The organism is Sphingomonas sp. Tas61C01, assembly GCF_052567495.1.
Genome location: NZ_CP199583.1, coordinates 646,283 through 662,636 on the forward strand (window position 1 = coordinate 646,283; position 16,354 = coordinate 662,636).

The following is a 16,354-nucleotide window of genomic DNA, read 5'->3' on the forward strand; positions in this document are numbered from 1 at the left end:
TGCGCCGTCGTAGTTCAGGCTGGGTCGGCCGATCTGACGTTTGCAGGGGCAGGTGCCCGAACGTGCCGACAAAGCCCCAGAACATATCGAAAAAGCCGATAATCCACATTATGTAAAATCTATGTCCCGTTCGGCACCAGCACCAGCGTCTGCCCCTCGACGCGCCACGATTGCAGACGCGACAGGAAGTTCATCCCCAGCACGTCGGTGTCGCCGAACGCCGGCGACACGACGACGCCGAAGTCGCGCGCAGTGACATTACCCACGGTCAGGACCGCGACGGTTGCGGTTCGGGCGGCGATGGAGCCGTTCGCGGTGTTAAGGATCGCCGGAAACGGACTCTGCTCCATATCGAGCTTGGCGGCGGCCGCGGTTGCCGCGGACAAGGCCGTTGTGGTTGCGCCGCTGTCGATCAACATTCGCCGCCGAACGCCGTTGATCGTCACCTCGGCCCAGAAATGCCCGTCCTCCGCCATCGCGATACGGGTCTCGGCGCCCTCGACCTGCTGGTCGCTGAACAGGCTCGTAATACCCACGAAGCGGTGGCGCTGGCTCGCAATCAGCAGCCCGACCGCAAAGATCGCAGCCCACGCAAGCGCCATGGCACCGGTGCGCTTAAGCGGAACCCGCCGCGCGATCAGGGCCGACAGCGGCAGGATCAGCAGCAGCACGAACAGCAGCGCGTCGGCGCTACGGTCGGCGCTCATTGCGGCAAGACCATGCCGTCGTAACCGGGCTCGACACCGGCGGGCAGGATGCGACGCAGCGACTCATAATCCATGCTGTGATCCATATGAACCAGCGCGGCCTGTTTCGGGCGAAGCGCCTCGATCCAGCCGAGCGCGGTCGCAAGGTCGGGATGCGTCGGGTGCGGTGCCTCGCGCAACGCATCGACGATCCAGACGTCGAGATCTTGATAGGTTGCAGCCATATCATCCGTCATGATGTTGAAATCGGTCGCATATCCGATTGAAACACCATCCGCATCGAACCGCAAGCCAGCCGACAGGATCGATCCGTGCGGCTGATCGACGACGGTGATGTCGATGCCGCCAATCGTAGTCCGGTCCGGCAGGATCGACGCCGCGACGGTCGAGGGATAGCCGCTGCGCCCGCGAAATGCATAAGTGAAGCGCTCCTCCAACACCGCTAGCGTCGCAGGCCGCGCATAGCCGACCACCGGCCGGCCGATCGCGTGGAACACCTGCCGCAGGTCGTCGATCCCGTGGCAGTGGTCGGCATGATCATGGGTCCAGATCACTGCGTCGAGCGCGGCGACGTTGGCGGCGAGCAATTGCTCGCGCATGTCCGGACTGGTGTCGATCAGGATCCGGGTATCGCCATGTTCGACCAGGATCGATGATCGCAAGCGGCGATTGCGCGGTTCGGCGGGATCGCAGACGCCCCAGTCGTTGCCGATCCGCGGGACGCCCGACGAGGTTCCGGAACCGAGGATACGGACCCTCACCCTTTGGCTTTTCCGAACAGCGTGAAGAAATTGGCGGCGGTGGTTTCGGCCAGCTCCTCCGCGCTCACCCCGCGCAGGCCGGCAAGGAAGCGCGCCGTGTCCGCGACATAGGCGGGCTCGCCAGACTTGCCGCGGTGGGGAACGGGAGCGAGGAACGGCGCGTCGGTCTCGATCAATAGCCGATCCGCCGGGATGCGGGCGGCGGTCTCCTGGATCTCGCGGGCGTTCTTGAAGGTGACGATGCCCGAGATAGAGATGTAAAATCCCATCGCGAGCGCCTGATCCGCGAAGTCTCCACTGGCGGTGAAGCAGTGGATCACCCCGCGATAGGCCCCCTTCCCCAGTTCGTCGGCCAGGATCGCCAGCGTGTCCGCCTCGGCATCGCGGGTGTGGACGATAATCGGCAGGCCGGTCTCGCGACAGGCGGCAAGATGGGTACGGAAATTGGCCTGCTGGCGCTCGCGATCCGACCGGTCGTAATGATAGTCGAGCCCGCTCTCGCCGATCGCGACGACGCGCGGGTGTGACGCCCGCTCGACAAGCGTTGCTGTGCCGAGATCGGCATGTGCGTCGGCATCGTGAGGGTGAATGCCGATCGCCGCCCAGACGTCTGGCTCGCGCTCGGCGGTCGCCACCACCGCGTCCCATTCGCTTTCGCGGGTCGAGATGTTGAGCATCGCGCCGACCCCGCTTGCCCGAGCGCGCGCGAGGATCTCGCCCTGCTGTTCGAACACGCCCTTGTAGTTGAGGTGGCAATGGCTGTCGGCGAGCATCACGCCACCTCCGCCGGCATCTCCAGTCGCGGGAAGATCGGGGTCGGCGGCGCAATCCTGAACCCCGACGCGGCGACCCGGTCGTACCATCCATCGTCGTCGATCGCGGCATGATCGCGCTCGTCGGCGCCGATCTGGTCGAGCACCTTGCCCGCCGCCTCCGGCACGACCGGGAGGATCGCAATCGCGAGCATGCGGATCGCGCGTACCAGCGTCCGCAACACCGCGTGCATGCGAGCGGGATCGGTCTTCCGGAGCGCCCAGGGCGCCTGCGCATCGATATATTGGTTGCAGGCGAAGACACCGCGCATCCACGCCTCGATCCCCTGCGACAGCATCAGATCGGCGAACGCGGTGTTGAGCCCCGCACAGGCGACGACGACCTCCTCGATCAACAAGGCGTCGGCGTCCGCCGCCTCTCCCGCGTCGGGAAACGCGCCTTCCAGATTCTTGGCGATGAACGACAAGGTGCGTTGGGCCAGGTTGCCGAAGCTGTTGGCGAGTTCGGCGTTGACGCGGGTGACGATCGCCTCGGGCGAATAGGAGCCGTCCTGTCCGAAGCTCACTTCGCGCAGGAAGAAATAGCGCAGCGCATCGACCCCGAAGGCATCGGCGAGCGCGATCGGATCGACGACGTTGCCGACCGACTTGGACATCTTCTCGCCGCGGCTGAGCAGGAAGCCGTGCCCGAACACGCTTTTCGGCAGAGCAATCCTCGCTGACATCAGGAAAGCTGGCCAGTAAACCGCGTGAAAACGCACGATATCCTTGCCGATCAGGTGCAGATCGGCCGGCCAGTGGCGCGCGCCTTCCGCCCCCGCATCGGGATAGCCGGTGCCGGTGATGTAGTTGGTCAACGCGTCGACCCAGACATACATGACATGACCGGGGCTGCCCGGCACCGGTACGCCCCAGTCGAAGCTGGTGCGCGATACCGACAGGTCGGACAAACCACCCTCGACGAAGCGGAGCACCTCGTTGCGGCGGCTGTCGGGGCGGATGAAGTCGGGATTGGCGGCGTAGTAATCGAGCAGCGGCTGCTGGTATTTGGAAAGCCGGAAGAACCAGGTCTCCTCCGCCGTCCATTCCACCGGCGTGCCCTGCGGAGAGCGGCGATCATCCCCTTCCCCGGTCAGCTCGGCCTCGTCGTAAAAGGCTTCATCGCGGACCGAGTACCAGCCCTCGTAACGATCGAGGTACAGGTCGCCCGCATCCGCCATCGCCTGCCAGATCGCCTTGCTCGCGGCATAGTGATCGTCATCGACGGTGCGGATGAACCGATCGTAGGAGATGCCAAGACGATCGGCCATGCTGCTGAAATGCGACGACATCTCGTCGGCGAACGCGCGAACGGGCACACCGCGGTCGCGCGCCGCTTGCGCCATCTTCAGCCCGTGTTCGTCGGTGCCGGTCTGGAACAGCACGTCGCGCCCGGCCTGGCGCTGGAAACGCGCGATCGCGTCGGCTGCGATCATCTCATAGGCGTGGCCGATATGCGGGCGCCCGTTGGGATAGTGAATCGCGGTCGTGATGTAATAGGGTTCGGCCATGCCCGGCTCGTAGTCGATCGCCTCGGCGAGGTGAAGCCTATCGAAGCCGCGCGACCATCCCTGCCATCTCGAACACCGTCGCCTGTGGATCGAGCGAAAGCCCGAGCGCCGCGCCGGCGAGATCGCGCGCCGCGGCATGCGCGTCGAGCGCGACCTTCAGCGGCGGCCCGCTCCGCGCCCGCGCAGCGCGGGCGATGAACGACGGTGCGAGATCGAGGAAGGCGGCGTAGCGAGGTGCCGCAGCCTTGCCCGCGAGCGCCCGCGCCAGCTTCACCCGCTCGCGATTGTCGGGATCGCCGCTCGTGGCGATCGTGGTCAGCGCGCGCTGCATGCCGAGCACGTCCAGCCCGGCATGACGCAACGCGCGACCCGGCGCGCCGTCGGCGGTCCGGGCCAACGCGGCGATGTCTTCGGGCGCCGCAGCGGGCAATTGGCCGTGCAACACGCTCGCGACCTGATCCTCCGCCAGCGCCTCGAACCGCAACAGCCGGCAGCGCGAGCGGATCGTCGGCAGCAGCCGTCCGGGCGCGTGGCTCACCAGCAGGAAGATCGTGCCTGCAGGCGGTTCCTCGAGGTTCTTCAGCAGCGCATTGGCCCCGCCGCGCTCGAGATCGTCGGCGGCGTCGATCACCACCACCCGCCGCGCGCTCATCGACGGCATCGTCGCGAACATCGGCTGCAGGCTGCGGACCTGCGCGATCGTGATGCTGCGTGCGAGATCCTGGTCGGGCTTGTCCGAATCCTTGGGCAGGCGCGCCAGCGTCTTGAAGTCGGGGTGCGACCCCGCGTCGACCAGCGCGCGCGTCGGATGCCCGGTCGGCACCTCGGCACCCGGCGCCAAGCCGCCCGGAAAGGCGCCCTCGGCGAGCATGCGCAACGCCGCGGCGCGCGCGAAGCTCGCCTTGCCGACGCCCTCCGGACCGACCAGCAGCCAGGCGTGATGCAGCGACCTGCCTTGCATCGCCGCGCCGAACGCGGCCTGTGCGGCGGTGTTGCCGATCAGTGACGTCATCGCGTCACCCGGCGCATCACCCGAAGATCGAGGTCAGGCCGGCCCAGGCACGACCGAAGAAACCCGCCACGCCGACGTCCTTGTCGGCGACCAGCGGCAGCCGCTGTTCGGGCATGTCCGCCGAGGTCACGACCAGGTCGGCAATGTGCTGTCCAGCCTTGATCGGCGCCTTGATCGGGCCATCATAGACCACCTTGGCGCGGAGCACCGGGGTGGCACCGGCGGGCAGCGCGACCGTCAGCGCCTTGGGCGCGACGAGACCGACCGTGCTGGAGTCTCCCAACTGCACCGCTGCGGTCTCAACGAGCTTGCCCTTTGCGACGATCGGCTTGGCCTGCCACGCGCGAAAGCCCCAATCCATGAAGCGCACCGATTCCTCGATCCGCTGGTTGAAGCTCGACAACCCTGCGACAACCATCACCAGCCGCCGGCCGTTCTGCTCCGCCGATCCTGTGAAGCCATAGCCCGCCTCGTCGGTGTGCCCGGTCTTCAGCCCGTCGGCGCCGGCGACGCGGCCGAGCAGCGGATCGCGGTTCGCCTGGGTGATGGCGCTGCCGCCCATTGTCTTGCCCCAGGTGAAATCGCGCCGCGAATAGAATTGCTTGTAGAGCTTGGGATGATTGGTGATCGTCGCGCCGGCAAGATCGGCCAGATCGTGCGCGGTGACATAGGTGACGCCATTGTCGGGCCAACCGTTGGAATTACCGAAATGGCTGTTCTTCAGCCCGATTTCGCCCGCGACGCGGTTCATCCGCTCGGCGAACGCCTCTTCGGATCCCGAGATGCCCTCTGCAAGCACGACGCAGGCGTCGTTGCCCGACAGGGTGACGATCCCGTAGAGCAGATTGGCGACGCTGACGCTCTCGCCCGCGGACAGGAACATCGTCGAACCCGCTGCCGGGCCGTGCCATTTCGCCCAGGTCTCCGGACGCACGGTGATCATCTGGTTGAGCTTCAGCTCGCCCTTCTTGATCATGTCGAACGCGACGTAGACCGTCATCATCTTCGCCATCGACGCGGGGGGCATGCGGCGCTCGGCGTCGCGCTGGAACAGCACCGCGCCCGACGAGAGATCCTCCATATACGCGATCGGGGCGTTGGTCTGGAACTGCGGCGCCGCGGCCATCGATGGATAGACCAGCAACGAGACGGCAAGCGGGGCGACGATCAGCTTCTTCATCATCAACGTCCAGACTGTGGCGGACCTCGGTCCGCGGGCTAGAATGTGGCGGACGATCAGTCCGCGGGTAGGATCCTGGCGTCGCCATAGCCCCGGTTCGCGACCGCGTCACGCGCGCGTTGCACCGCTTTCGCACCGACCAGCGGACCGATCCGCACGCGCCACAGATTGCCCGCAGCGGAGACCGTCGCACCGGCGGCGCGCGCTAGCGATTCGGCACGTTCCTTGTTCGAAAAGGTCGCTATTTGAACGAAGTAGGCGCGGTTCTCGCCGATTGCCGGAAGGGCGCGCGGCGTTAGCAGGTGGAGATCGTCGCTGAGGACCCGCTCGACGCGGGCCTCGCTGGTCGCCGCGGCGGATCGCCCTGCCCGCAACGCGCGTGCGATCTCGGGCGACGGCGTCACCGCGCGGACGCGGACGCTGGCGGTCGAGCGCCCGCCGAAGCCGAGCTGCTGCGCCGCACCGCGCGAAAGATCGATCAGCCGGTCCTTTCGACCGGGTCCGCGATCGTTGATCAGGACGATGATCGATCGCCCGGTGGCAGCCGAGGTGACCTCGACGAACGATCCAAGTGGCAGCGACCTATGCGCCGCCGTCACGCCCGCGGGATCGAACCGCGCGCCCGATGCGGTGCGGCTGCCCGCAAGCTCGTCACCATACCAGCTGGCGAGGCCACTCGCGTCATAGGCGACGAACGCGCCCGCGGGCGCGGCGACCGCGCGGCCGTTGCCGCCGGTGCAGGCGGCGAGCAGCAACGCGGCGAAGAGGGCTTCAGCTTTCGACGGCATCGGCGAGCAGCCCTACCGACAAAGCGTAAAAATTAGAGCAATTGTAATCGAGGATGACGCGGTAGTTGCCGGTCAGCAGATAGGCTGTGGCGCCGGGGCCGTCGGGCTCGATCAACGTCGCTTGCACGTCGTCCGCGGGCCAGCGCCCCTGCGGCGAGATCCCCAGCGCGCGCCATTCCGCGATCGTCCGCCAGCGGCTGTGCCGCGCGAACACCCTCGGGCAGCGCGGCGACACCAGCTTGTTGGTGATCCCATCGCGGTCGAGCCCCGCCGGTACCGTCACCGCGACGCCCCAGGGCTGGCCGGGACGCCAGCCGGCGTCGGTGAAATAGTTGGCGATCGACGCGAGCGTGTCCGCCTCGCTGTTCCAGATGTCGGCACGGCCGTCCCCGTCGCCGTCGCGCGCCAGCCGCAGGTAGATCGAGGGCAGAAATTGCGGGTTGCCGGTCGCCCCCGCCCAGCTGCCCTTCAGCTGATCGCGGGTGACGCCGCGGTCGAGCATCTTCAGCCCGGCGATGAACTCGCCCGCGAACAGCTCCCGCCGCCGCCCTTCGTACGCAAGGCTGGCGAGCGAGCGCAGCAGGTCGAAATTGCCGGTATAGGCGCCGTAATTGGTCTCGTGCCCCCAGATCGCGACCATGATCGCCTCCGGCACCCCGGTCTCGCGCTCGATGCTCTGCAACCGTGAGCGCTGCGCCTGATAGGCCTGCCGCCCGCGCGCGATCCGCGCGGCATCGACATGCTGTGCCTTGTAGGGGGCGAAGGGCGGGCTCGACACCGCTTGGCCGGTGTTGGCGCCGCCGCCGGGCTGCCCGCGATCGAGATCGATCACCCGCTGGTTGAGCGTCAGCGTCGGAAACACCGCGTCGGCGGTACGCGCGGTCACGCCCTGCGCGACCGCCTGCTGGCGGAGCGTCGCCAGATAGGTCTGGAATGCCGCATCGTCCTGCGCGGCGGCCGGCGTCGCGACCACCGCCAGTGTAAGCGCCACCGCGCGGCGCCACCAGCCGGCTCCCTGCGTCATCATCTAAGCTGCCCCTCTACTGCGGCCGACAGTGGCACAGCGAACGTGCACCCGGAACCTCGCACCGTCGCGGCACTTGCACGAACGGGCGCGCTGGCTCTATCTGCGCGCGGCACGGAGAGATGGCCGAGTGGTTTAAGGCAGCGGTCTTGAAAACCGCCGTGGGTGCAAGCCCACCGTGGGTTCGAATCCCACTCTCTCCGCCAACCCCGACGGCACGAAAAGACCGGCGCGCGCAGGTCGCGGCGCCGGTCCTGAACGTTTGCTGATGAGGGGGCGCCTGCCCCCGGCCCTCAGCTCTTGCGGAGGGTCAGCCCACCGCCGAAGCGCTTGTTGAAGCGCGCCACCTGGCCGCCTGCGTCGAGCATCGTGCCGCGACCGCCGGTCCAGGCCGGATGCGCCAGCGGGTCGATGTCGAGCTGCATCGTGTCGCCTTCCTTGCCCCAGGTGGAGCGGGTCTCGAACACGGTGCCGTCGGTCATCTGGACCTTGATCATGTGATAGTCGGGATGGGTGTCTTGCTTCATGATATCTGCTCCTGGGGCGGCTGGTTACCGACCAGCCAAAAGGAAGGCGCGCCCGTAGCCGAGCGCGGGGTTCAAGTCAAAGGTGCCGGCGCCGTGCCGATGGGCCGGCGCCGTTACGCCTTCGGCGGATCGGCGATCATCGCGGTGAAGTTCGCCTCGGCGACGACCTGCCCATCGATCTTCGCGCGGCCGGCGAACTTGCAGACGCTCGCGCGTTTCTGGACGAACTCGGCCTCCAGCCGCATCAGCACGCCGGGCTCGACCGGCTTGCGGAACTTGGCGCCATCGATCGCCATGAAATAGACGAGCTTGCCCGAGCCGGCGAGACCCAGGCTTTCGACCGCGAGGATCCCCGCCGCCTGCGCCAACGCCTCGACGATGAGGACGCCTGGCATGATCGGCCGGCCGGGGAAATGGCCCTGGAAGAAGCCTTCGTTGATCGTGACCGCCTTCACCGCCACGATCGACGTGTCGAGGACGATATCCTCGACACGATCGACCAGGAGCATCGGGTAGCGGTGGGGCAGCGCCGCCATGACCCGCCCGATATCGAGCGCGGTCATCGCGGGCCGGGCGTCGGCCTCGCTCACCGGCCGGTGGGCGCCTTGGGCGCGGCGGCTGGCGGCGTGGTGCCCGCTGCGGGGGCTGGGCCCTGCTGTGCGCCCTGCGCGCGACGCATTTCCTGCATGTACACCGCCTGGCGGTACTGCTGGAGCAACGTCACCGTGTCCTGGCTCGGCTGCCAGTTGGCGGGGGCGGTGATCGGCACGGTCGGGGTCTGGCGATCGAGCTCGGCGATCACGTCCTTGGTGACGTCGACCGTCGGCGGCGCGTACTGGATCGCGTTGGGCGACAGCACGATGTTGATGTTCTTGGCGCGGACCACCGCCTGGAGCGCGGCGTCGTACTTCAGCGCGACCTGCTCGATCGCATAGGCCTGCGCCTTCACCGCGGGCGCGCGGAGCTGGTCGATCGCGGGCTGGCCCGCGGTCTCGGCGGCCTTCACGCGGCCGCTGATCGGATTGGTCGCGACCTGGCTCGCCTGATATTCCTCCTGCGAGATCTGGCCGTCCTTGTTGGTGTCGAGCAGCGTGCGGATCTGCGCGGTGAGCGCGGTCTGCTTGGTGGACGCCTGGTCGAGCTGCGCCTTGTAGGTGGTCGAGATCTGGGTATTCGCGGCGCCGAACGCTTTCGCGCTGAGGATCGCGCTGTCGGGCGCGGCGGTGGCGATGCCGCCTACCTGTGCGACGGCGGGAGCGGCCGCGACGATCGCGGCGGTGGCGACGGCGCGCGTCAGCATGGTCATGGTGTTGGTCATCAGAACTGGGTTCCTACGTTGAAGGTCACGAGTTTTTCATCGTCGCCCTTTTGGCTGACGAGAGCCTTGGCGATGTCGATACGAAGCGGGCCGAACGGCGACGTCCAGTTGACGCCGAAGCCGACGGTAACGCGCGGCTTGGGCGAATTACCGAGGAAGGTTTCCTGGAATGGCGGGGTCGAGTTCGATGCGATCAGGTTGGTGGAATCACCAGCGCAGACGCCGCCGGCCGTTGCCGAATACCCGATCTGGCAGGTCGTAAAGGCGCCGGCGTTGGTCGCGTTGCCCGACGGCACGTTGTAGAGCTGCCGCCCCGCGCTATCGCGCAACAGCGTCGTAATCGGCAGCACCGTCACGTTGCCTTGCGCATCGGTGATCGTCGGGAAGGTCGCGGTCGGCAGCGGCCGCTTGATCCCGAACAGGCTACCCATCTGCGCATAGACGGTCGGCCGCAGCCCGAGTTCGCGCGCACCCGCACCCAACGGGATCTCGATCTCGGCACGTGCCAGGTAATAGGCACGGCCACCGAGCGCGTCGTCGATCGTCTGATTGCGATCCGTGATCAGGATCTGCTTGCCGTTAGCGTCGGTCGTGAACTGCTGGCGGAGCACGCGCGGGCCGACGCCGCGAATGTTGAAGCCGCGGAACTGCGGCTCGCCCAGATAGAAGCGGTCGGTGATCCTGACGCTGTCGACGCCGGGGCCGCGATCCTTCTCGAGCGACTTGATGACGCCGCCCTCTCCGGTCAGCGAAAAGATGAACCCGCTACCCAGACTCATGAACTTGGAGCCCTCGAACCGCGCGCGGGCGTACTTCACGTCGCCGCCGAGGCCGGCGAAGTCGGCGCTAAGCGACAGTCGCTGGCCCGCGGTCGGACGCAGCCGGCTGTTGAGGCTGTCGTAGAGCAGCGAAGCGCCGACCGACGAGGTCCAGCGATTGCCGATCGCCTCGCAGAGATAACGGCCCGCTTGAAGGTTCGAACAGGTATCCCCGGGCGAATTGCCGCGAACGCCGTCGCCGTTGATGTCGGTGTAATAGAGCCCGCGATCGAGCTTCACCTCGTCGTACGACAGGCCGTAGCGCCCCGATAGCGACCAATATTCGGTCAGCGGCACGCCGGTGCGCAGCTGGAAGCCGGTCGAAACCTGCGAATAGGTGGTCTGGCGATCGTCGCCATTATAGTTGAACGAGTTATAGTCGCGGCGGAACAGGTCGAGCCCTACCGCGACGTTCTTGTCGAACAGATACGGCTCGGTAAAGCCGAGCTCGATCGACTTCGAATAGCTCGAATAATTGACGCCGGCGCGCAATTCCTGGCCTTTGCCGCGGAAGTTGCGCTGGGTGATGTTCGCCTGGATGATGAAGCGCTCGAGGCTCGAATAGCCCGCCGACAGCTGCAGCTCGCCGGTCGATTTCTCTTCGAGGTTGGTCTCCAGGATCACCCGGTCGGGCGACGAGCCCGGGGTCGGCTTGATCTCCATCTTGTCCTGGAAATAGCCGAGCGAATTGATGCGATCCTGGCTACGCTTCATCTGGAAGCTGTTGAACGCATCGCCCTCCGCCAGGCGCATCTCGCGGCGTACCACCTTGTCCTGGGTCTGAGTGTTGCCGTTGATCTCCACCCGCTCGACATAGGAGCGCTGCGCCTGCGCGATGTGGAAGTTCATCGACATCGTCAGCGTCTCGGCGTCCTTCTGGAACTCCGGATTGACGTCGGTGAATGCATAGCCGAACAGGCCCGCGGCCTCGTTCAGCTGATCGACCGAATTCTCGACGAGCTTGGCGTTGTACCACGCGTCCTTCTTGACCGGCAGCGCCGCGGCGAGCCGCTTGTTGTCGAAATCGCGGATCTCGCTGTCCACGGTGACGTCGCCGAACTTGTAGCGCTTACCTTCCTCGACGACGTAGGTGATGATGAAATCGCGCTTGTCCGGGGTCAGCTCCGCCACCGCAGAAGTCACGCGGAAATCGGCATAGCCCTCGGTCAGATAATATTGGCGCAGCTTTTGCTGATCGTAGTTCAGGCGATCCTGATCGTAGGAGGTGTTCGACGACAGCAGCCGGAACCAGCGCGACTGCTTGGTCGCCATCTCGCCACGCAGCTTGTCGTCGGAGAAGATCTCGTTCCCCAGGATATTGATCTGGCGGACCTTGGATTTCGGGCCTTCGGTGATCTCGAACACCACGTCGACGCGGTTCTGATCGAGGCTGACCATCTTCGGCGACACCACCGCGGCGAAGCGGCCCTGGCGGCGGTACAGTTCGATGATCCGCGCGACGTCCTGGCGAACCGCGGTGCGGGTGAAGATCTGCCGCGGCGACAGCTTGATCTCCTTGGTGATCTTGTCGGCCTTCAGCGCCTTGTTGCCCTCCAGGATCACCCGGTTGATGATCGGGTTCTCGCGGATCCGCACGACGATGTCGCCGCTTTCGACGCCGCTGATCGAGAACTCGACGAAGAGGTCGCTCGCTTGCAGGTCCTTCAGCGCCTGGTCGAGCGTCTCGTTCGTGTAGCGCAGGCCGACCCGCAGCTTGGTGTAGGACAGCACCGTCTCGGGTTCGATCCGCTGCGATCCTTCAACGCGGAGCGTTTTGATCGTCAGTGCGTTGGGATCGGTGGAATCGACGGCGGGCGTGGCGGTGCCGCGCGGAACGATCGCGGGCCCGGTGGGGCCCGCCGGCGCGGCGGCAGGCCGCGCACCACGAGCCGGCCGGCCCTGCGCAAGGGCCGGCGTGGCGACGCTTGCCAGCATGGTGCCCGCGAGCAGCAGGGCGACCGCGCGCGCACCGAAATTGTTACCGTCGTTCGCTGTCACTATTCACCCCAAGCCGCCTAGAAATGCGCGGCGCCACATCGGCCGCCGCCCTGCCCTAACCCGGTCAGCCAATCAACCCGGCGAGCTTTGCCCAAAGACCGAAACTGCCCAGATCGTTGAACGTCACGATCAGCATCAGCGCGAGGATCGCCGCCAGACCGCCGCGATACGCCCATTCCTGGACCTGCGGCTCGACCGGCCGACGGCGCACCGCCTCGATCCCGTAGAAGAGCAAATGGCCACCATCCAGCATCGGTACTGGCAGCAGATTGATGAACCCCAGATTGATCGAAACCAGCGCAATCAGGAAAACAAAGGCTTGTGGGCCGAGCGACAGCTGCTCGCCCGACACCCGAGCGATGCTGAGCGGCCCGCCGAGTTCCTTCACCGATCGCCGGCCGGAGATCACCTGACCCATCGTCTCGACCATCATCTGGACGATCTCACCGGTACGCCGCACCGCGATGCCCGGGGCGTCGAGCAGGCCGACCGGCTCGATCACCATCGATCCGGCGGCGACCCCGAGGCGACCCATCCGGTATTCGTTGCCGAACCGGTCGCGCTGCACGTCGGTCGCGATGATCGCATCGCGCGACAGCGGCGCTCCGCCCCGACGCAGGTCGATACGGACCCGCTCGCCGGCCCGGATACGGACATAGCGCACCATGTCATCGAAGGTATCGACCTGGCGCCCGCCGAGCGCGACGATCGTATCGCCCTCGCGGATGCCAGCGACCGCCGCGGCGCTGCCGGGGCTTACCCCACCGACGACCGGCGGAATGCGCGCGTCGCCATAAGCCAGCGCGAACCCGCCGAGGATCAGGATCGCAACCAGGAAGTTCACCACCGGTCCTGCGGCGACGATGATCGCGCGCTGCCATACGGTCTTCGCCTGGAAGGTCCGGCTGCGTTCCTCGGCCGGCAGCGCGAGCCAGTCCGCCGAGGGTTGCCCGGCCGGGTTCATGTCGCCCGCGAACTTCACGTAGCCGCCGAGCGGCAGCCAGCCGAACTTCCAGCGGGTGCCGCGGCGATCGGTGAAGCCCGCGATTTCGCGACCGAAGCCGATCGCGAAGGCATCTGCTTTCACCCCGAACACGCGACCGGCGAGATAATGACCCATCTCGTGGACGAAGACGAGCGGGCCGATCACGCAGACGAACGCGACGACGGTCAGCAGAATACCGGGTGCTTCGATCAAGCCACGCAATCCTCTACACGCTCGATCGCCAATGCCCTCGCCTCGGAATCGACGGCGAGTACCGCCGCCAGATCGGTCGGCGCGGCCGGATCGTAGCGCGCAAGCGTATCGTCGACGATTGCGGCAATTTCGAGGAAGCCGATCCGCCGCTGCAGAAACGCCTCGACCGCAATCTCGTTGGCGGCGTTGAGGATCGCGGGGCGTGCGCCCCCCGCCTGCAGCGCCTCGCGCGCCAGCCGCAGCGCCGGAAAGCGTACTGGATCAGGTGCCTCGAATTCGAGCTTGCCGATCGCGACGAGATCGAGCGGCGCCATTGGTGTCGTCATCCGCGCCGGCCATGCCAGCGTGTGCGCGATCGGCACCCGCATGTCGGACGGCCCGAGCTGGGCGAGCATCGATCCGTCGACATAATCGACCATTGAGTGGATCACCGACTGGCGGTGGAGCACGATTTCGATGCGATCGGCGGGAACCGGGAACAGCCGTGCCGCTTCGATCAGTTCCAGCCCCTTGTTCATCATCGTCGCCGAATCGATCGAGATCTTGGCGCCCATCGCCCAGTTCGGGTGGGCCACCGCCTGTTCGCGCGTGACGCCGCGCATCTGTTCGATCGTATAGTCCCGGAACGGGCCGCCGCTCGCGGTAAGGATGATCCGCCGCACGCCTTCCGGTCGTGCGAAGTCGAAGCATTGGAAGATCGCGTTGTGTTCGGAGTCCGCTGGCAGCAGTGTCGCGCCGCTTTCCCGCGCGGCGGCGAGGATCACCTCGCCCGCGGAGACCAGCGGCTCCTTGTTGGCGAGCACGACGACGCCGCCGGTCGCGATCGCCGCCATCACCGGCTCCAACCCCGCGCAGCCGACGATCGCGGCCATCGTCCAGTCCGCGCCGGTCGCCGCGGCGTCGATGATCGCCTCGCGTCCCGCCGCCGCCTCGACCCCGGATCCCAACAGCGCGGCGCGCAACGCGTCGAAACACGCCTCGTCGGCGATTACCGCTCGCTCGGCGTGGGTGCGGATCGCGGCGGCGGCTAGGCCGGCGACGTCGGTGTTGGCGGTGAGCGCGCGGACGCGGAAACGGTCTGGCTCGCGCTCGACGAGATCGAGCGTCGACGTCCCGATCGATCCGGTCGCGCCGAGGATGGTGACGGTCCTCATCGGAACAACTGCGGCGCGACGACCAGCAGCGCAGCGATCGGCGCGACCGGGACAAGCCCGTCGAGCCGGTCGAGCACGCCGCCATGGCCGGGCAGGATATTGCCGCTGTCCTTCACCCCGGCGCGGCGTTTCAGCCAGCTTTCGTACAGGTCACCACCCTGCGCGAGCGCGGCGAGCAGCGGCGTCGCCAGCATCAACCGCCACGGCAGCCCGTGATTGGTGTAGAGGATCGCCGCGAGCGCGGTGGACAGAAGGATGCCGCCGATCAGCCCGGCCCAGGTCTTGTTCGGGCTGAGCCGTGGCGCCAGTTTCGGCCCGCCGATGCTCCGCCCCGCAAAGAACGCGCCGATGTCGCAGGCCCAGACGATCGCGAGCATCCAAAAGGCGAACAGCAGCCCATCGTCCTGACGCCGCACGAACACCAGCGCCATCACCGGGATCGCGCAATATACCACGCCGAGCGCCAGCTGCCCCCGCCGTGTGACGATCGCGACGAAGAACGCCGCGCCTGCGACCAGGCCGAGCGTGAAGAACTCGCGCGTCTCCAGGATCAGCGATGCCGGCGCCATCAGCGCCAGCGGCACGGAGAGTGCGAATTGCGTCATCCGCCGCGTCTTCGGCGGCACCTTCTCAAGATCGGCCCATTCGCCCATCATCACGATGGCGATGACGACCGCCAGTACCCACAGCGCGATCCCGCCGAGGAAGAGTGCGCCCGTCGCCACCGCGATCATGGCAACGCTCGCGATCATCCGCAGGCGGAGATTCGACGGCGTACGTGCCGCCCGGTCGGGTCTGTTCACAAGCCTCCGTAACGCCGTTGGCGCCGCCCGAACGCCGCGACCGCTTCGGCCAGCTCGGCAGGCGAGAAATCGGGCCACAACGTCTCGACGAACAGCAACTCGGCATAAGCGGCCTGCCAGAGCAGGAAGTTCGACAGGCGGTGCTCGCCCGAGGTGCGGATCAGCAGGTCGAGCGGGGGAAGGTCGTGGGTGTCGAGCCGCGCCTCGATCGCGCCGGCGTCGATCGCGGACGGGTCCATGCGTCCGGCGCGGACATCCTCGGCGAGTTGCCGTGCGGCGCCGACGAGTTCGGCCTGCGCGCCGTAGTTGAGCGCGATCGCGAGGATCGGGCCGTCATTACCCGCAGTCCGCGCGATAGCGCCGTCGACCATTGCGACCAGATCGGGCGCGAAGCGGCGATAGTCGCCGATTACGCGCAGCCGCACATTCTCGCGCGCGAGTTCGTCGAGATCGCTGCGGATGAAGATCCGCAACAGCCCCATGAGGTCGCTGACTTCTTCTTCGGGGCGGCGCCAATTCTCCGACGAGAAGGCGTAGAGCGTCAGCGCCTCGATCCCCATAGCGCGCGCGGCGCGGGTGACCTTCCGCACTGCGTCGACGCCGGCCTTATGACCGGCGAGGCGCGGCAGGTGGCGCTGTTTTGCCCAGCGGCCGTTGCCGTCCATAATGATCGCGACGTGGCGCGGGATCGCGCCTCCGCCGGGCACCGCCGACAGGATCGGGGCGGAACTCACCGTCCGCAT

16 protein-coding genes and 1 tRNA gene are annotated in these 16,354 nt (G+C 66.9%); 1 reads left to right on the forward strand and 16 read right to left on the reverse strand.

Annotated elements, in window-relative coordinates:
• Window positions 1-119 precede the first annotated feature (119 nt).
• From ACT009_RS02965 to ACT009_RS03000, 8 genes are read right to left on the reverse strand one after another with little or no spacing between them, the layout of a single operon-like run.
• A complete protein-coding gene (locus tag ACT009_RS02965; protein ID WP_445192900.1) occupies window positions 120-707 on the reverse strand; it encodes a retropepsin-like aspartic protease family protein in 588 nt (195 codons plus the stop codon).
• The gene (locus ACT009_RS02970; RefSeq protein WP_445192901.1) at window positions 704-1,468 is read right to left on the reverse strand and encodes an MBL fold metallo-hydrolase; all 765 of its coding nucleotides are present in this window, start codon (window positions 1,466-1,468) and stop codon (window positions 704-706) included. The genes ACT009_RS02965 and ACT009_RS02970 overlap by 4 nt, the downstream gene beginning before the upstream one ends.
• Window positions 1,465-2,241, reverse strand: a complete 777-nt coding sequence (locus ACT009_RS02975; protein WP_445193992.1) for a TatD family hydrolase — start codon at window positions 2,239-2,241, stop codon at window positions 1,465-1,467. Before ACT009_RS02975 ends, ACT009_RS02970 begins: the two co-directional genes overlap by 4 nt.
• Complete coding sequence (gene metG, locus ACT009_RS02980) at window positions 2,241-3,791, reverse strand: methionine--tRNA ligase (RefSeq protein WP_445192902.1); 1,551 nt, start codon at window positions 3,789-3,791, stop codon at window positions 2,241-2,243. Before metG ends, ACT009_RS02975 begins: the two co-directional genes overlap by 1 nt.
• A gap of 37 nt (window positions 3,792-3,828) precedes the next feature.
• A complete protein-coding gene (locus tag ACT009_RS02985) occupies window positions 3,829-4,803 on the reverse strand; it encodes a DNA polymerase III subunit delta' (RefSeq protein ID WP_445192903.1) in 975 nt (324 codons plus the stop codon).
• A 16-nt stretch (window positions 4,804-4,819) separates the two neighbouring features.
• On the reverse strand, window positions 4,820-5,983 hold the full coding sequence (locus ACT009_RS02990) for a D-alanyl-D-alanine carboxypeptidase family protein (protein ID WP_445192904.1): 1,164 nt from the start codon (window positions 5,981-5,983) through the stop codon (window positions 4,820-4,822).
• A gap of 56 nt (window positions 5,984-6,039) precedes the next feature.
• Window positions 6,040-6,771, reverse strand: coding sequence for a septal ring lytic transglycosylase RlpA family protein (locus ACT009_RS02995; RefSeq protein ID WP_445192905.1), 732 nt, complete (start codon window positions 6,769-6,771; stop codon window positions 6,040-6,042).
• Window positions 6,755-7,798 (reverse strand): lytic murein transglycosylase, encoded by a 1,044-nt coding sequence (locus ACT009_RS03000; RefSeq protein WP_445192906.1) that lies wholly within the window; start codon window positions 7,796-7,798, stop codon window positions 6,755-6,757. Before ACT009_RS03000 ends, ACT009_RS02995 begins: the two co-directional genes overlap by 17 nt.
• A 113-nt stretch (window positions 7,799-7,911) precedes the next feature.
• Between ACT009_RS03000 and ACT009_RS03005 the strand changes: the two genes are divergently transcribed.
• Window positions 7,912-8,001 (forward strand) — tRNA-Ser (locus ACT009_RS03005).
• 87 nt (window positions 8,002-8,088) lie between these two features.
• On the opposite strand, the gene rpmE is transcribed toward ACT009_RS03005, so the two are convergent.
• The 8 genes from rpmE to ACT009_RS03045 all read right to left on the reverse strand — a co-directional run bounded on the left by rpmE (window position 8,089) and on the right by ACT009_RS03045 (window position 16,354).
• Window positions 8,089-8,322 (reverse strand): 50S ribosomal protein L31, encoded by a 234-nt coding sequence (gene rpmE, locus ACT009_RS03010; protein ID WP_375420682.1) that lies wholly within the window; start codon window positions 8,320-8,322, stop codon window positions 8,089-8,091.
• A gap of 113 nt (window positions 8,323-8,435) precedes the next feature.
• On the reverse strand, window positions 8,436-8,885 hold the full coding sequence (fabZ, locus tag ACT009_RS03015) for a 3-hydroxyacyl-ACP dehydratase FabZ (RefSeq protein WP_445193993.1): 450 nt from the start codon (window positions 8,883-8,885) through the stop codon (window positions 8,436-8,438).
• A gap of 23 nt (window positions 8,886-8,908) precedes the next feature.
• Complete coding sequence (locus ACT009_RS03020; RefSeq protein WP_445192907.1) at window positions 8,909-9,640, reverse strand: OmpH family outer membrane protein; 732 nt, start codon at window positions 9,638-9,640, stop codon at window positions 8,909-8,911.
• On the reverse strand, window positions 9,640-12,459 hold the full coding sequence (bamA, locus tag ACT009_RS03025; RefSeq protein ID WP_445193994.1) for an outer membrane protein assembly factor BamA: 2,820 nt from the start codon (window positions 12,457-12,459) through the stop codon (window positions 9,640-9,642). Before bamA ends, ACT009_RS03020 begins: the two co-directional genes overlap by 1 nt.
• Window positions 12,460-12,520: 61 nt before the next feature.
• Window positions 12,521-13,654 (reverse strand): M50 family metallopeptidase, encoded by a 1,134-nt coding sequence (locus ACT009_RS03030; RefSeq protein WP_445192908.1) that lies wholly within the window; start codon window positions 13,652-13,654, stop codon window positions 12,521-12,523.
• Window positions 13,651-14,808, reverse strand: a complete 1,158-nt coding sequence (locus ACT009_RS03035) for a 1-deoxy-D-xylulose-5-phosphate reductoisomerase (protein ID WP_445192909.1) — start codon at window positions 14,806-14,808, stop codon at window positions 13,651-13,653. The genes ACT009_RS03030 and ACT009_RS03035 overlap by 4 nt, the downstream gene beginning before the upstream one ends.
• Window positions 14,805-15,560, reverse strand: coding sequence for a phosphatidate cytidylyltransferase (locus ACT009_RS03040; RefSeq protein ID WP_445193995.1), 756 nt, complete (start codon window positions 15,558-15,560; stop codon window positions 14,805-14,807). Before ACT009_RS03040 ends, ACT009_RS03035 begins: the two co-directional genes overlap by 4 nt.
• 47 nt (window positions 15,561-15,607) lie before the next feature.
• A complete protein-coding gene (locus tag ACT009_RS03045) occupies window positions 15,608-16,354 on the reverse strand; it encodes an isoprenyl transferase (protein ID WP_445192910.1) in 747 nt (248 codons plus the stop codon).

What these genes read in the sequence shown, in the direction of transcription:
- ACT009_RS02990 (WP_445192904.1), bottom strand. Translation starts at nt 5,983, where the DNA reads ATGAAGAAGCTGATCGTCGCCCCGCTTGCCGTCTCGTTGCTGGTCTAT.
- ACT009_RS03035 (WP_445192909.1), bottom strand. Translation starts at nt 14,808, where the DNA reads ATGAGGACCGTCACCATCCTCGGCGCGACCGGATCGATCGGGACGTCG.
- ACT009_RS03020 (WP_445192907.1), bottom strand. Translation starts at nt 9,640, where the DNA reads ATGACCAACACCATGACCATGCTGACGCGCGCCGTCGCCACCGCCGCG.
- rpmE (WP_375420682.1), bottom strand. Translation starts at nt 8,322, where the DNA reads ATGAAGCAAGACACCCATCCCGACTATCACATGATCAAGGTCCAGATG.
- ACT009_RS02975 (WP_445193992.1), bottom strand. Translation starts at nt 2,241, where the DNA reads ATGCTCGCCGACAGCCATTGCCACCTCAACTACAAGGGCGTGTTCGAA.
- ACT009_RS02985 (WP_445192903.1), bottom strand. Translation starts at nt 4,803, where the DNA reads ATGACGTCACTGATCGGCAACACCGCCGCACAGGCCGCGTTCGGCGCG.
- ACT009_RS03045 (WP_445192910.1), bottom strand. Translation starts at nt 16,354, where the DNA reads ATGCGGACGGTGAGTTCCGCCCCGATCCTGTCGGCGGTGCCCGGCGGA.
- ACT009_RS02965 (WP_445192900.1), bottom strand. Translation starts at nt 707, where the DNA reads ATGAGCGCCGACCGTAGCGCCGACGCGCTGCTGTTCGTGCTGCTGCTG.
- fabZ (WP_445193993.1), bottom strand. Translation starts at nt 8,885, where the DNA reads ATGACCGCGCTCGATATCGGGCGGGTCATGGCGGCGCTGCCCCACCGC.
- ACT009_RS03040 (WP_445193995.1), bottom strand. Translation starts at nt 15,560, where the DNA reads ATGATCGCGAGCGTTGCCATGATCGCGGTGGCGACGGGCGCACTCTTC.
- ACT009_RS02995 (WP_445192905.1), bottom strand. Translation starts at nt 6,771, where the DNA reads ATGCCGTCGAAAGCTGAAGCCCTCTTCGCCGCGTTGCTGCTCGCCGCC.
- ACT009_RS03000 (WP_445192906.1), bottom strand. Translation starts at nt 7,798, where the DNA reads ATGATGACGCAGGGAGCCGGCTGGTGGCGCCGCGCGGTGGCGCTTACA.
- metG (WP_445192902.1), bottom strand. Translation starts at nt 3,791, where the DNA reads ATGGCCGAACCCTATTACATCACGACCGCGATTCACTATCCCAACGGG.